9 protein-coding genes are annotated in these 15035 nt (G+C 54.0%); 1 reads left to right on the top strand and 8 read right to left on the bottom strand.

What is annotated here, in order from left to right; genetic code table 11:
• Positions 1 to 191: 191 nt before the first annotated feature.
• The 4 genes from EV294_RS20995 to EV294_RS20980 form a co-directional block, all read right to left on the bottom strand.
• On the bottom strand, positions 192 to 6536 hold the full coding sequence (locus EV294_RS20995) for an S-layer homology domain-containing protein (protein WP_165930761.1): 6345 nt from the start codon (positions 6534 to 6536) through the stop codon (positions 192 to 194).
• Between the two features lie 35 nt (positions 6537 to 6571).
• Entirely contained in the window at positions 6572 to 7414 is an 843-nt protein-coding gene (locus EV294_RS20990) for a sugar ABC transporter permease (RefSeq protein WP_132310328.1), read from the bottom strand.
• Position 7415: 1 nt separating this feature from the next.
• A complete protein-coding gene (locus EV294_RS20985) occupies positions 7416 to 8720 on the bottom strand; it encodes a sugar ABC transporter permease (RefSeq protein ID WP_132310326.1) in 1305 nt (434 codons plus the stop codon).
• 99 nt (positions 8721 to 8819) lie between these two features.
• A complete protein-coding gene (locus EV294_RS20980; RefSeq protein WP_132310324.1) occupies positions 8820 to 10175 on the bottom strand; it encodes an extracellular solute-binding protein in 1356 nt (451 codons plus the stop codon).
• 196 nt (positions 10176 to 10371) lie between these two features.
• On the opposite strand from EV294_RS20980, the gene EV294_RS30390 reads away from it, so the two are divergent.
• The gene (locus EV294_RS30390; protein WP_165930760.1) at positions 10372 to 10518 is read left to right on the top strand and encodes a hypothetical protein; all 147 of its coding nucleotides are present in this window, start codon (positions 10372 to 10374) and stop codon (positions 10516 to 10518) included.
• A 56-nt stretch (positions 10519 to 10574) separates the two neighbouring features.
• On the opposite strand, the gene EV294_RS20975 is transcribed toward EV294_RS30390, so the two are convergent.
• The 4 genes from EV294_RS20975 to EV294_RS20960 all read right to left on the bottom strand — a co-directional run bounded on the left by EV294_RS20975 (position 10575) and on the right by EV294_RS20960 (position 15021).
• Entirely contained in the window at positions 10575 to 11582 is a 1008-nt protein-coding gene (locus EV294_RS20975; RefSeq protein WP_132310322.1) for a formylglycine-generating enzyme family protein, read from the bottom strand.
• A gap of 148 nt (positions 11583 to 11730) precedes the next feature.
• The gene (locus EV294_RS20970; RefSeq protein WP_132310320.1) at positions 11731 to 13203 is read right to left on the bottom strand and encodes a sulfatase; all 1473 of its coding nucleotides are present in this window, start codon (positions 13201 to 13203) and stop codon (positions 11731 to 11733) included.
• Positions 13204 to 13213: 10 nt separating this feature from the next.
• Positions 13214 to 14074: a carbohydrate ABC transporter permease gene (locus EV294_RS20965; protein ID WP_132310318.1), complete on the bottom strand. Its 861-nt coding sequence runs from the start codon at positions 14072 to 14074 to the stop codon at positions 13214 to 13216.
• Positions 14075 to 14088: 14 nt separating this feature from the next.
• Positions 14089 to 15021 (bottom strand): carbohydrate ABC transporter permease, encoded by a 933-nt coding sequence (locus EV294_RS20960; protein ID WP_132310316.1) that lies wholly within the window; start codon positions 15019 to 15021, stop codon positions 14089 to 14091.
• Between the last annotated feature and the right edge of the window lie 14 nt (positions 15022 to 15035).

The following is a 15035-nucleotide window of genomic DNA, read 5'->3' as shown; positions in this document are numbered from 1 at the left end:
AATGATTCCTTAACAAATCCTTAGCAACTTCTCAATTTCCTATGAAAAATCTTACGTCTTGAATCAGCAATGATTAACAAGTTGTGCTTTTATCATTATTCTATCAAAACCAGCAAGCTGTCATACGACAAAAATAGGCAATGGCGCCACTGGAAGATCCAGTGGCGCCATTGCCGTTTTCTAGCTGCCTATTATTTGTTCATGAGGCCAGCCACCTGAAGCAATCGCTTCAGCGTGACCGCCGCTTCGGCGCGTGTCGCGTGATCGAGCGGCGCAAACTTGCCGGCCGATTTGCCCTGCATGATGCCTTTGGCAACAAGCTCGTCGATTGAGGATTGCGCCCAATCGGCGATCTGGCTGCCGTCTTGCGGGAAGGCCGCTTTGGGCGCTTCAAAGTGGATTTGTTCGTGCTTCGTAATCTGGTCCAATGCCCGCGTCAGCATAACCGCCATTTCCTGACGGGTAATTTCCTGATTCGGACGGAACGTCCCGTCACTCATGCCTTTTACAATGCCGTATTGAACGACGGTCCGCACATAAGAAGCATACCAGGCGGTTGAAGGGACATCCGCAAAGGATGGTGTTGATGCGGCACTGCCTGGTGTAAGGCCAAGCGCTTTTACGACAAGCGCCGCGAACTCGGCTCTCGTCATATTCCGGTTAGGCGCGAACAGATCAGCTGATACGCCATTCACAATCCGTTTGTTTGCCAATAGCAGAATATCGGCCTTGGCCCAGTGGACAGCGATATCCTTAAAGGAAGCATCCGTCACCGCAACGGCGTACAAGCTGTTTGTTGCGCTGAGTACCGTCACGACCGTATCTCCGCCTTGGCTTGCGAACAACGCAGGTACCGTTCTGAACAGGCCCGCTGCCGGATCGTAAACAACAACAGAGCTGTGAGCCTGATCTACCTGGCCATTAAACGTAAAGCTTCTTGCAATAAATTGTTTGCCGAATTGATGGACGGTCATGGACTGGCCGCCGGATTGCAGCGACAGCTCGAAGGAAACCGGATTGCCGGCAAGGGTAAAGCCGGCGGAAGCAGCTTTGCTCTTCATTTCGTCGACTAGCGTGCCGGAAGCCGGCGAGAGTGTTAACGTCAGCTTGGCATCGGCAGCGGCCAACGCATCCGCATAACCAGCTTCCTCCAGAATCGTCCATATCGTCGATGGAAGCGTGTAGGTTATACCGCCATATCGGATGATAATGGCTGCCTCCTGCGGGGCGGAGGCAGCCGTCTTCAGTACGGCGCCCGAGAACTCGGCCGTGCCTGCTGCGCCATTTGCCGGCAGGTCGATGACGATCTCTTTTTTGCCTGCGGTTAGCCCGTCTTTCAGCTCTGCGTCATGGTTAACCGATGGCTCAGCCGGAGTTGAACCGCCTCCGCCTGTATGGCCTGTGCCCGGATTGTCTTCGTGCGTAATCGTCCGAAGCTCAAAGCCCTTAGCTTTCGCATTAAAGACCGGACCAATCTTGGTGTTGCGTACAATGACATTATCCAGATTGATAGAGCCGCTTACGTCATTGTTGACATGAATGCCCCATGTGCCGGTACCGTCAATGACGTAATTCTCGATCGTAATGCTGCGGGTACCGTCAGCAATCGCGTTTGGCCCGTTTACGTACAAGCCTTGATACGTGCTGTCCAGAGCGGTGTTATCGCGGATTTTAATGTCCGCATCAATCGGCTTGTCGCCCGTGAACAGCCAAATCGCTCCGATGTTTTGCCCCCAGCTTGGCTCGCGGCCGCCGGTACGGATCAGCGTATTGCGCTCGATAAGCGTGGTGCCGTCGAAAGCAACCGGATTAAACCGCGTCGATACGGCAATCCCCGCACCAAAGCCTACCGTATCCGACAGGATGTTATCTTGCACCTTGTTATCGCGCCCGCCAAAGATCGCAACGTTATCGGCTAGCCATGGCAGCTGAACCGTATTGAAGCGCACCGTATTGTTGCTTACCCGGCTGTCAGCGTCGGATACGCCTTCCGGTTTCTGCGACCAAAGCGCGATGCTGTCGTCGCCGGAATTCCGGATAAACGTCTGCTCAATCATCGAGTTTCTGGTACCCGTTGTAAAATTGATGCCGTCCGCGTAGGTATCGCGAATACGCACGCCGCCTACGTACAAGCCATCCGTCACAACTCCCGCATCGCTTCGCATCGACCAGATGCCCGCTTTGGCATGCTCGATCCATACGTTCTGAATGACGGAGCCTTGGCCAAACGTTCCGTCAAAGCCCGCTTCGCGCAGCTCGTCATGGCGTCCCGTTACGCCAAGATCCATATACAAATCGTAGACGCGAACTTTGCTACCTTCCGCCAGGAAGCCTGCGCCATGCAGCTCCGTATGCCAAATTCCAGCACCGCGAATCGTTACATTATCGATATGGAGAGGTCCTTGCGCAAGATTAAAGCTTCCTGCCGGAATCCATACGCCGGTGCCTTGCTCCTTGGCAGCCGCGATTGCCGCTTCGAAAGCTGCCGAGTCGTCGGAGCTGTCATTGGCTGTTGCGCCAAAGTCAGCAACGGATACGTAACCCTCCGGCTTCGCATAAGCATCGGGCGCCTGTTCGAGATCAACCAGATCCACTAGGTAATAACGCGCGGTATCGTCTGCTTCCTTCACGAGGCGAATCGCGGAGCCTGCCGGTACGTCCCCAATTAATAAGCGGGACTCGTCATAGAAACGATGGGCATCACCGTCAGCCGGATTATTCGTCCACGGATATTTGCCGTACACCCAGCTGTATTTGCTGGAAAGGTTGATCTTGCCTTGCTTCCTGCCGTTAACGTAAAGCGTTAACGTATGCTCTTCGCCATCCCCTGCCGAAGAGTCGGGAAGGATATAACGCATGGTGAGCGCATTTGCCTGCTCCGTTGTCTTGAACTCGACGTATTGTCCCGTTGCATCCAGACGAACCGCCTCTCTTCCGGAGGCCTCGGAAGCGAAGGTTTTAAACGTACGGTCCTCTTTAATGAGGGTGCCGTTTGTTGTACCGTGTTCAGCTTCATAGGTCGTAAACGGAACAGTTGCTCCGCGGTAGTTCTTGCTTACCGTATTGCGCACAAGGAGGTAATCTGCTTCGATACCGCCCGTACTGCCGCTATCGTATTGAAACGATACGGTGTTAAAGCCGGCGCGAAGCGGCAGCTCGAGGGCAAGGTCCGACCAGTTCCCGCCTGTGCTTGGGAACTGCGCAGCTTCTGCTTGTCTCAGGCCATTGACGTAAAGAGCTAACGTTTTTACGCTGCTGTCGCTATTCCGGAAACGAATCTTAGCAGCGTAGTTATCTGCTTTGTCCGTATGGACGGCAAACAGCAGGACTGCATCCTCATGCGTGAAGCCAGCCGCATAAGTACCGTTTGCGAAAACACCGCCTGTCATGAAAGCGTCCTCCGCTTCATAGCGGACATCGCTCTTCACGGGCAGAAGCAGCCAATGCGCCGAGTCCTCGGATGGCTCTACCGTTTGAACGGATGCGGCTCCTTTCTCTTCAAGCGTCAAATACTGCCCTGCTGCCGAAGCATTGCCGAGCAACTGATAACCCGCGTGAGACGAGACATCCCATTGCGTGGACAAGCTTGCCCCATCGGCCGACACGGTTGCCTGACCGCTTGCCTTCACAGCCAGCTTATGACCGGTTGCTTGGTTCACGTATTGCTTATGGCCGTTATAATCCTGCGGCAGCCATTCGGCAGCTTTGCCGTCGGCAGCGGCAGGCGTATCCGCCACAATAACTCCATTGCGTTCAATCAGCGCTTTGCCGCTGGCTGCGTCCGCAATCCGTACCGCGTTAAGCTCCTTCAGTACAGGCGTTACCGCGTTGGCCGGTCCGTCAATCGGCGGTACCGTCACCGCTTCCGCCGGTGCCGTCTCGAATCTCCACTGCACGCCGCGGCTTTCAACGGACCTCAGCTCATACTGCGCGTAACCTTGCAGGTCTTCGGTATGGATATAGTTGTCTTCATAGCCCTCTGCGGCACTGCGCATAAGATAGATGCCGGCTGTAGGACCGTTTTCGACCACCCATTGTACCTTCGTGTCTTCAGCGGAAGGCGATGCCGTTGTCTCGAGGTAGCTTTCCAGATGTTCAATCGAAATCGCGTCGCCGGTCGCCCGGTTTACGATTTGCTGCTTGCCGTCATGACTTGCAATCTTCCAATGCGAGGCCGCGTTGTTTGCTTCAGGCGTACCGTACAGCACAACGTTGTTGCCGTTCTCGTACAGGTATTGACCGTTAGCTTCATTCCTGATGCGTATAAAACCCTCCGGCAGCTCGGCCTGCGCTTGGGGTGCAGGCTCGAGCACCCACTGCGCACTGCCCCAGTCGGCAGGAATCGGGCTCGCCTGACCATAGCCGGTCCGGTCCTGGATATGGATGCGGGCAGGTTCGTTATTCCAGTTCGCATTCCATCCATTGCTTAATACCTTTGTATTCGCAGCGCCTTCCACATCCGATACTGCCCATTGCACGCTGCCCCATGATTTATCCAGAGTCAAGCTTTCCAGCGCTTTCAGATGCGGATCCGATTCATTGGTAGGATCACGGTTGATGTTCTCATTCGAAATCATATGACCGGTCGCCTTGTTCACGATGTATACGCCTTGCGGAGCAGTCTCAAGCGACCATTGGGAAGCCGGATCGTCCGCCGCCGGCTGGCCGTAAGCAACCTTGCCATTCTTGTCCTCAAAGAGATATTGGCCAAAATAGCTATTCTTCAGACGCACGTAGGATGGAGTTGTCTCGCCTACCGTAATAAACTCCCATTTCGGGCTGCCCCAATCCTTCGGCACCACGCTAAGCTGCGCATGCTTCAGCTTGTTCTCGACGTTGACGTATTTGCCGCCGGTATCGCCGGGCTTGCCGATCAGCTTATAGCCTTGATACGTCTCGATCGTCCAATCGCCAGCCTGTGAATCGTCGGCCAAGGCGGTAGATTTTAGCGCGTCCCGGTCCTCGGTTACTCCGTCATTGTTCAAATAGTGACCGGTACCGCGGTTCTTGATCCGCTTCACGCCGTCATGCTCCTCAACCAGCCACTGCGCATTCCGGTCCGAAGGCTGTATGTTGCCGTATTGAACAACGCCGTTTGCATCCTCGAACAAATACAGCTGCAGCCAGTTGTTCTTGATCCGGATATACGGAACAACGGGTTCCTTCGGCGGAGCCGGATCCTCCAGCGCCCATTGCGCGCTGCCCCAGGTTGCCTGCGCCCAGTTATTGCCCTGCGCGAAGCCGTCCTGATTCTGCACGTTGATGAAGCTGTTTGCGTTTGCGGCGCTTCCAAGCGTAATGTAGCCTTCGACTTCACCACCGCTGTCATTCTTGGCCGCCGCAACTACCCAGGCCGAATCCGCGCTTGGCGAGTCCTCTGCCGAGAGCGGCGTTGCTCCCGCGTAATCGACGCTTGTTACAAAATGACCGGTAGCGAGATTACGCAGCAATGTTCCGGTAGCCGTGTCGATCAGAATCCATTGCGAAGCCTTATCCGTGTAGGCAGGCTCTCCGTATTTGATCTGACCGCTATCTTCGTACAGATAGGTGCCCTTCCAGTTGTTCTTGATCCGCTTCGGAGCGGTATCCGCCGCGGGTTCAAGCTTCCAGACGGCGCTGCCCCAGCTCTTCTGCGCCCAGTTGTTCGCACGGACGATGCCGTCCGGTCCATTGCCGGTGCCTTGGATATTCACAATCCAGCCGTTATCGCGGGAGCTGACGATGTTGATGCCGCCATTATCGTCAGCCGCTTCGAGGGACCATAGATCGGATGTCCAGCCCTCGGCAATCGCGGAAATGCCGACCGGATTCGTAATTTGCTCCGCAGTAATGGCCTGCGAATGGAGATAATGCCCGGTGGCGCGGTTCTTCAGGCGTTTGTAGCCGTCCTTGTCTTCCACGAACCATTGCGAGGACGCGTTGTTTAACGCGACTTCCCCGTATTTCGCTTCCCCGTCTTCTTCATATAAATAGGAGCCGTTCCAGGGGTTGACGATCCGTACCGGCTCAGATGCATCGGCGGGCTCAAGCGTCCATGTCGCGCTTCCCCAATCCTTTTGCGCCCAGTTGTTCGCCTGCACCTTGCCGTCTTGAATCTGGAAGTTCACAATCCACGACGAATTGCGGGTGCTGATAAGGTTGAACTCGCCGGGCTTGCTGGCTACTTCCGCAATATCCCAAGTGTCCGAAGCCGAGCCCTCGCTTAAAGCCGAGCTCTCCACCGCATTCGTAATATTCGCATCCGTTACTTGCTCGGAGTTCATGTAATGGCCGGTCGCGCGGTTCTTGAAACGCTTGTGTCCATCCTTTTCTTCGATTAACCACTGCGCATACGGATCATTTATTGCTGGAAACCCGTACCGCACCTTGCCCCCGGCATCCTCATAAAGCGAATACCCTTGCCAAGGATTATGAATCCGAATGTAAGCGTCTTCATTATTAACCCTGGAAACGCCGTCCGCACTAGCGGACAGCGGGGGGATCATAATAAGGAGCGCCATGCACAGTATCATCAGCTTCTTTAATAATGATGGCATTGATCCCATTCCTCCTGCTCTGAAAAGCATCGTATTTATCCCTTGGTTGCCCCATCGGCAAGGCCGGAAATGAGGAACCTTTGCAGCAGCAGGAAAACGATCGAGATCGGAATCGCAATCAGAATCGTGCCTGCGGCAAACATCGTAAAGTTGTTCGCGAACTTATCGTTAATGAAGTTGTACAACCCTAGCGCCAACGTAAACTTCTCCGGGCTGCGGATAATGATCTGCGGCGTCAGGAAGTCGAAGAACGGCGCCATAAACGTAAACAGGGCAACGACCGCGATAATCGGGCTGGCAAGCGGTACCAGAATCCGGAAGAAAATCGTCAGGTAGCCCGCTCCGTCGATTTTGGCCGATTCGTCGAGGTCGCGCGGAATCGTATCGAGGTAACCTTTTACAAGGAAAAGGTTCATCGGCAGGCCGCCAAACACATAGATCAGAATCAAGCCCAAAAACGTATCCAGCAGGTTAACCGTATTGAGCAGCAGGTAGATCGCCACCATCCCCATCAAGACCGGGAACATCTGCAGCAGCAGGAACGTATAAATGCTGTTCTTGCGCCCGATAAACCGGAACCGTGAGAACACGTACGCAACGATGGAAACGATGCAGACCGAGGCAAGACCGTTCGCAAACGCGATAATCAGCGTATTTTTGTACCAAAGCGTGTAGTTGCTGCTAGGGCTGTTGAACAGCCATTTGTAATGCTCGAGCGACCAGTTGTCCGGGATCATCTTGAGCGAGAACAAGCTGGTGCCCGGGTTGAGGGACATGCTGAACGCCCACAGCAGCGGGTACAGAATGATGACGAACATAATTAGGACAACCAGATAAATGCCGGACACTTCCAGAGCGGATTTGAGCGAGCGTTTCATCTTAATACATATCCTCCTCTCTGAAGGAACGGGTTCTGCGGAATTGATAGAGAGCAAACGCCGCTACGACTATACCCATGATGATGGACACGGCGGCAGCCATTTTGTAGTTGTTCTCCTTAAACGTCAGGCTGTACACCCATGAGATCAGGATGTCGGTCGCGCCCGAGTTCTGGCCCGGTACCGGAGGGCCGCCTTTGTTGAACAGGTAAATAATATTGAAGTTATTGAAATTGTACGAGTATTGCATGATGAGCAGCGGAGCCGTTGCGAAGAGCACATGCGGCATCGTGATGAAGCGGAACTTCTTCCAGCGGGAGCCTCCGTCCACATCGGCTGCTTCATACCAATCCTTCGAGATCCCCTGCAGGACGCCGGTAATCAGCGTGAACACATAAGGGAAACCAAGCCACACCTGAATGCCGATAATCGCTACTCGCGCCCAGGTTGGATCCGAGAGCCAAGGAATCGACACGCCGAAGTGGGAGAAAATATCCCGGTTAATCGCGCCAAACGTATCGTTAAACATGGCCGTAAACACCAGCACGGTCATAAAAGACGGTACCGCCCAAGGGAGAATCATAACCGTACGGATCAAGCGCTTGAATCGGACGCGGCTGTCGTTGATCATCACCGCAAGGAAAAAGGCCAGCATAATTTGCAGCGTTGTCGCGACAAGCGTCCATACGACCGTCCAGGATAGAACGGTAAACAAGCTTTTGCTCCACACGGCTTCCGTGAACAGGGCTTTGAAGTTCGCAAAACCGACCCAATCCAGCAAATGGGCAGGCGGAGAATTGTACAGGTTGTAGTTGGTAAAAGCGAGAGAGATCATAAACAGCAGCGGGAAAATAACGATCAGCGCCATCATGATGAAGTTCGGCACGACGACAAAATAAGGGAAGCCATGCTCCCAGCTGTCCTGGAAGGCCTGCCGCACGGATGGCGTGGGGATCCCCGCCTGCCGTTTTTTCGCATCCTTGCTGGCATCCACCATATTCAGCGCGTAAAGGCTCAGCAGGATGAAGCCGATGATAGCCGATAACAAGCCTTGAACGAGCAGGTTGCGGGAATCATCGGTCTCCGGGTTGTCCCCGAGCGTAATCATTCCTGCGATGCTGTTTGCTATAGGCATGGATAACGCAAGGATCAAGCTTAAGCCAATGACAAGAAATACAATTCCTTTAATCCACCTTCGGTTGTACAGCTGGCCTAATCCAGGGACGATGGACAGGACCGTCGCGAGGGCAGGATTATGATGGCTCTGTCTGGCCTGCGTAGCCGGCTCCGGGGCATTGAGATTCATGTCTGGTTCACCTTCCATATTTCCGAATGCAATTTAATATGGAAAGGGGCTGCGGGAGCCCCTTTCCATTCGTTCATGGTGTGGCGTGCAAGATTTGCCTTACTTCGCGCCGGCCATTTTCATCTTGTCGTTAATGAGTTTGACGGCATCGTCCAGGGAAGCCTGCACGTCTTTGCCTTCCGTGATGAATTTCAGGGCATTCGCCATTGGATCCCATACCTGGTCAAGCTCGGGAACCGTCGGGAACGGCTGGCCGTATTGGATTTGCTGCGAGAAGCCGGCTACAAGCGGATCACCCGTCAGAACCGGATTGTTCAGTACGTTGATAACCGGAGGAACCTCGCCCGTTTTCTTGAAGTATTCAAGCGCGTTCTCTTCGTTCGTCAGGAAGGCCGCAAAATCTGCCGCCCATTCCGGGCTCTTCGAGAACTTGGAGAGCATCCAGCCTTTTACGCCGATGAAGGAGGTTGGATGTGCGCCGCCTTCAAGGGTAGGGATTGGAGCAACCGCCAGATCGTCGCCGAGCGCTTTTTTGTAATCGTTGATAGCCCACGGTCCGTTGATAACCGCGCCAACTTTGCCTTGCGTGAACAGACCGCCAACGATGTCGCCGTTTACGCCTTTAGGCAGGTAGCCGTTGTTGAACCAGCTTTGGATCAGGGAAGCGCCTTTTACCGTGCCTTCCTTGTTCAGACCGATATCGTTGATATCGTATTTGCCGCCGTTGTCTTTGAAAATATAGCCGCCTTCGCCGCCGAGGAAGCCCCAAGCGAAGTAGAAGTTCGCCGCCTCAAAGAGGAAGCCGTAGTTTTGCTTCTTCGCGTCTGTCTGGTCCTTCATAATTTGCTCCAGGTCTGCAATCGTTGCAGGCGCCGTAGGAACAAGCTTCTTATTATAGAAGAGAGCGTACGTTTCGGTTACAAGCGGCAGTCCGTACAGCACGCCGTTTTGGCTAAGAGCCGCAAGCGCTTCCGGCGTGTAGGTGCCCTTTACTTCATCCGACGCTTTCACCTCTTGCACGAGACCCTTCACAACCAAGCTGCCGATGCCCGGCTGGTAGAACAGGTCCGGACCTTTGCCTGCAGGACCGTCGAGGGCAAGCACATCCGGCTGATCGTTCATCGCTACCGGCTTGATATTGATCTTGATGCCTGTTGCGGCCGTGTATTTATCTGCTGCCGCTTGGATGACCGCGAGTTTGTCTTCCGCCGTATCCGGCCAAATCGTGAGCTCGGCAGGCTTCGCTTCAGTCGGACCGTTCGCTTCCGTTGTTGCCGCCGCATCCGTGCTTGGCGATTCCGAAGCCGGCACGTTAGCGTTCGTATTGGCGCTTGCGGAGGCGTTGGCATTGCCACCAGTTGTGCTATTGCCGTTATTGTTGCCGCCGCATGCGGCGAGCGACATCGATACAGCCAGCAGGCTAAGCGTGATAAGCATCTTTTTGCTCTTTAACATCGTTGAGAGCTCCCTTCCCTTTATCAACTCTTGTAGGTTTGTTGACCCCGGTATGCCGTGGTTCATGAGTTCATTGTAGGATTTTGGGCGGGAGTCTCACTACCACTCCGGTGACCTGAAAGGATAAGATTGTGACTTGTAAGTTGGACGGGACAGAAGGAAGCGGCTTAATGAAAAGTTCCGGGGGAAACCGTGCTTGCGGCCGATTTGGCGCGCCTTAACGATGTGCGACATCGTTAAGGCAGCCCAGCGAGCTGTTTCGGGGAGCTTAACGATGCGCGGCATCGTTAAGCTTGGAGAAAACGGCCCTTTGGAGCCGGGGGTGACGAGCCACCGCGATTGAGGGCACTAAAAAAGCCGTCTACCAAGCTAATTGCAGCTTGGTAGACGGCTTTTCCATTATTGCTGCGGTGCGGACAGCACCGTGCGGAACCCGCAATTGCCGGTGGAGCTGTCGGGGGTATTCTTGCTGCGCGCCGCTACCCGGTAACGGTTGCAGTAGGAGCTGTGGCAGAGATACGAGCCGCCCCGCATGACGCGCCCTTCACCGGTGCGAGGGCCAAGCGGGTTATCGCTTTCGCCGCTTTGGTAGTAGGTCGGACTAAACCAGTCCGAGCACCACTCCCATACATTGCCGGCCATATTGTAGAGACCGTAGCCGTTTGGCCGGAAGCTCTTGGCCGGGGCAGTGCCTAAGTAACCGTCGCTGGCGTGATTTTTGACCGGGAACTTGCCCTGCCAAATGTTGCAGTTATGCTCGCCGCCTTGCTTCAGCTCATCGCCCCACGGGTAGCGCTTCTGCGCAAGTCCGCCTCGGCCCGCGTATTCCCATTCCGCTTCCGTCGGCAGACGCCTGCCCGCCCACTCGCAATACGCCATCGCATCATTCCAGCTGACATGAATAACCGGATGATCCTCGCGGCCTTCAATTGTAGAATCCGGTCCTTCCGGATGGTTCCAGTCCGCGCCTTCTACCGGGTACCACCAAGGGGCCGCCTGCGGCACCGTCCTCACCTTCGCCGCTTCCGCCTCCGAGACGAACAGATGGAATACATAGGACCAGCCAAACCTCTGGGCTTCGGTGATGTATCCCGTTGCCGCGATAAAACGTCCGAACTGCTCATTCGTAACCGCCGTTTCGTCCATATAAAAGCTGTTTACGGTTACGCTATGAACCGGGCCTTCCCCGTCTGCCGCAAAGCCTTCCTTATCATTGGTTCCCATCAGGAAGGTCCCTCCCGGAATGAACAACATTCCCGTTGTATCGGAATTCGAATCGGCTGCCGGCTTAGAGTCCGCCGGTTTAACCGCAGCTTTCAGCTTCAGGTTCTTTGGTGCAAGGACAACCGATGAACGATCGGTTGAACAGCAGGATTTTACCGTGTTATGATCCGATTCCTGTGCCATCTTCAACTTCCTCTCCGTATAAGAAGTGTCTATGATCAATCTAACCACTCTAAGAATCTCTTATTTCAACACTACCATAATAAGAAATGGCAGTACAACGCTTTCCGCTTGTTATTTCACGGAAGAGTTAATACTGCCATCTGCTCTATTATTGTTGCAAGAGGCCAAGCCTTGCATACTGCTCTTCCGGCGCCCCCGCCTGCTTCATGCCCGCAACGAGAAGCTCCATCATCCGTGCCTCGGCCGCCTCATCCTGAAGCGGATGCTCCTGATGCTCGTCCTCCGCCAGATCATATAACTTCGTCTCCATGACGAATTGATTCCGGGCATACGTTACCCCTTGCGTGCTTTCCGGAATTTTGAACACCGGATAGGCCGTATAAGGCAGGAACCGGCCCGCTTCAATACGCTCCGGCGCTACGCGTCCGAGATAAGAACGGAAGGTGGTCGGCATAGCTGTGTATGCATAACACGGGTAGTTATCTTTGGAGATCGGTGCGCGCATATACGTATAACGGCCATCCGTCACATTGACGCACATCCCGTGGTAGCCGTACAAAGCCGCTTCCCTAACCTTCTCCTCGGTTCCCTCGAGCAATCCGCGAAGCGAGGCGCCTTGCACCGTTTCCGGAATCTCAGCTCCCATATAATCCAGGATCGTTGGCATAAGATCGATAATTTGCGTAAGCGCCTGGATACGGGTACCCGCCCCTCGCCCTTCGGGAAGACGAATCATCAGCGGGATATGGGCCAGCTCGTTATAGACATGCATGACGTTTTTGCCGGTCTGTTCGTGCTCGCCTAGCAATAAACCGTGGTCGGTCGTAAAAATAACAAGCGTATCGTCCAGAATATCCAGCCGTTCCATGGTATCGAGCAGCTTGCCAAGCCAATGGTCGATCATCGTAAGAGTAGCCGCGTAACGCTTCTGAATATGGGCAAGCGCCTCCGGCGGTACGTCAACTGTGCCGTATTTCGGCCAGCTGTAGGTTGGACCTTCATAGCTGTCCTGGTACATCCGCAAATAATGATCGGGCGTATCAAACGGCTCATGCGGGTCAAAAGCTTCCACGGTCAGGAAATACCGGTCCTCGCGCCCGTTTTTCTCCAGCCAATCGCATGCCGCCCGAATGGTCCTTGGCCCCGGATAATCCTCTTCGCGAAGAAATTGCGTACGGTTCTTCTCGCATTGCGCGCGCACCTGGCCGTAATAACGCTCCGGCTCCGGGAGATTCTTAATAGAAGAAACCCAAGGATCATCCTCCTGCCCCCGGTGGAAATCCCAAGTGGAGAAGGACTGGCAATAATTCTCTCCGCCCGTAGCAAAATAATGATAATGGTCGGTAACGATATGACTGAACACGCCGGCCTCCCTCAGCGACGATGGCAAAGTGCGGTCAAACGGTTCAATGCCGCCCCAGCCTTTTTCCAGAAAGGCGGCCCGTCCCGTCAGCATATCGCGCCGAGCCGGCATGCAAGGCAGCGACCCGGACCAATGCTGGTCGAAGACGACGGACTGCTCTGCCAGCCGGTCGATATTAGGCGTCCGAACGCCGTCCCCGCCGTAAGCGGATAAAGCTCTTCGGTTCAACGTATCGAGCATAATCATAATCGTTCTCATGAGATCCCCCTTATTTCAGACCTGTTGTTACAATCCCCTGCACGAAGTATTTCTGCGCTGCCAAGAATAATAATACAAGAGGCAATACGACTAAGGTAGTTGCCGCCATCAGCAAATTCCATTCCACGTTCGTCTCGCTGCGGAAAATGGTGAGGCCAAGCTGCACGGTCCGCATATGCTCCGTATTGGTCATAATAAGCGGCCACATGTAATCGTTCCATGTTGCCGTGGTCTTGAAGATTGCCAGCGTTGCCAGAATCGGCTTGCTGAGCGGCAGATAGATCCGGAAGAAGACGCGGAAGACATTCGCTCCGTCAATCTGCGCCGCCTCGTCAAGCGCCCGCGGAAAATTCAAGAAATATTGCCGGCACAGGAAAATCCCGAAGGACCCTGCGATAAACGGCAGCACCAGACCCGTATAGCTGTTGATGAAGCCAAAACCGCCTTGCCCCATCCAGTCGTTCCCCCCAAAGAACGGGAACATCTTCATCATCAGGAAGGTTGGAATCATCGTCGCCTGCGGCGGCACCATAATGCCGATCAGCACGGAGAAGAAGAGCACGTCCCGGCCCGGGAACCGCAGCCTTGCAAAAGCAAAGCCCGCCATGGAGTTAAACACCAGGCTGATTACAACGGTAACGCCGGTTACGATAAACGAGTTATAGAAATATCGGAGCCAATCGCCTCGTCCCATGGCGACCGAGTAATTGTCGAATAACCAATGTTTCGGAATAAACGTAAACGTCGGGGACTGGATCTCGCCCATCGTTTTCAGCGAAGTAACAACCATTAACAAGAACGGGAACAGCATAAGCAATGCAATGATAAACATAACGATTGAAAAAAGTACAGTAGGCCATTTTCTAGTCATTTCAGGTCCGCCTCCTAATCCACATCCGTGTCATTCCCTTTATTTCCGAGACGGAAATTCAGCAAAGTAATAAGCAGCGTAATCACGAACAGGACCATCGCCATCGCCGATGCGTAGCCCATCTGGAAATCCTGGAAGCCGCGCAGGTAAATCTGATGCACGATGGTTGTCGTTTTGTTCAGCGGTCCGCCGTTGGTCAGAATGTTAACCTGCTCAAACACCATAAACGAGTTGATGCAGGACATAACCAGAATAAAAAACGTTGTTGGCTTAAGCATCGGGATCGTGATGGCGAAAAACTGCCGGACCTTTGTTGCGCCATCCATATGAGCGGCTTCGTACAGGCTTGTAGGGATGGACTGCAGACCTGACAAATACACGATCATCGTGTAGCCGATGGATTTCCAGATTCCCATCATAATGATAGCGGCCATCGCCGTGCTTGGATCGTACAGCCATTGCACCGGGGCGAGGCCAACCGTCTTCAGCACGCGATTCAATATCCCAAGGGAAGGATCGTAAATCCACAGCCAGATCATCGAGACCGCAACCATGGAGGTGACGTTCGGAATATAAACGCTGACGCGTGCGAACAAGCGGCCTCTCAGCTTACCGTTCAGCAGTACCGCGAGCAAGAGGCCTAATGCCATCTGCGGGAAAATCGAAAACAAGGAATAAATAAACGTATTGTACACCGCCGTGCCAAACAGCTTGTCATGGAACAGCCTTACGTAGTTGTCGAAACCGATAAACGCCGGCGTCGAATAGAAGTTGTAGTTCGTAAAGCTGTAATACAGCCCCACCAGCAGCGGGATAAAAATAAACGCGAAATAAACGAGATAACCCGGGGCAATAAACAAGTATCCGGCTTTATCGATTGGGGCGCGCCGCCGGCTTTTGCGGGTTGACACCTTGCTTGCTGCCGTTGCCGAATTCGCGGAATTCATAACGCCTCACCTCT

This window comes from Paenibacillus sp. BK033 (assembly GCF_004345425.1).
Classification (GTDB): domain Bacteria; phylum Bacillota; class Bacilli; order Paenibacillales; family Paenibacillaceae; genus Pristimantibacillus.
Note: the sequence above shows the minus strand (reverse complement) of the source record. Positions and strands in the feature narration are given on the sequence as shown.

Coding starts and splice junctions, on each gene's coding strand:
- EV294_RS20995 (WP_165930761.1), bottom strand. CDS start 6,536: ATGCCATCATTATTAAAGAAGCTGATGATACTGTGCATGGCGCTCCTT.
- EV294_RS20975 (WP_132310322.1), bottom strand. CDS start 11,582: ATGGCACAGGAATCGGATCATAACACGGTAAAATCCTGCTGTTCAACC.
- EV294_RS20985 (WP_132310326.1), bottom strand. CDS start 8,720: ATGAATCTCAATGCCCCGGAGCCGGCTACGCAGGCCAGACAGAGCCAT.
- EV294_RS20970 (WP_132310320.1), bottom strand. CDS start 13,203: ATGAGAACGATTATGATTATGCTCGATACGTTGAACCGAAGAGCTTTA.
- EV294_RS20965 (WP_132310318.1), bottom strand. CDS start 14,074: ATGACTAGAAAATGGCCTACTGTACTTTTTTCAATCGTTATGTTTATC.
- EV294_RS20990 (WP_132310328.1), bottom strand. CDS start 7,414: ATGAAACGCTCGCTCAAATCCGCTCTGGAAGTGTCCGGCATTTATCTG.
- EV294_RS20980 (WP_132310324.1), bottom strand. CDS start 10,175: ATGTTAAAGAGCAAAAAGATGCTTATCACGCTTAGCCTGCTGGCTGTA.
- EV294_RS20960 (WP_132310316.1), bottom strand. CDS start 15,021: ATGAATTCCGCGAATTCGGCAACGGCAGCAAGCAAGGTGTCAACCCGC.